General features: G+C 47.3%; 1 pseudogene. It reads right to left on the bottom strand.

Annotation, left to right across the window (positions count from 1 at the left end):
• Positions 1–258 (bottom strand): annotated as a pseudogene (locus tag QT979_RS13080) (CopG family transcriptional regulator); the annotation flags it as partial.

Genomic DNA, 258 nt, shown 5'->3' with positions numbered 1-258 from the left:
GGATTTTTCGCCTAGCTGTTGCTGCAAAGATTCCAAAGCACTGGATTTTTCGGCTAGCTGTTGCTGAAACTCGTGTTCCCGGTGTTCTTTTTCAGCGAATTGCTGCTGCAAAGATTCCAGAGCGCTGGATTTTTCGGCTAGCTGTTGCTGAAACTCGTGTTCCCGGTGTTCTTTTTCAGCGAATTGCTGCTGCAAAGAAGCGATCGAACTTTCGCGTTCACTCAACTGCTGCTGTAAACTTTCGTAACTTGACTTCGC

This window comes from Microcoleus sp. w2-18bC1 (genome assembly GCF_036700365.1).
In the GTDB taxonomy this organism is placed as follows: Bacteria; Cyanobacteriota; Cyanobacteriia; order Cyanobacteriales; family Microcoleaceae; genus Microcoleus.
Note: the sequence above shows the minus strand (reverse complement) of the source record. Positions and strands in the feature narration are given on the sequence as shown.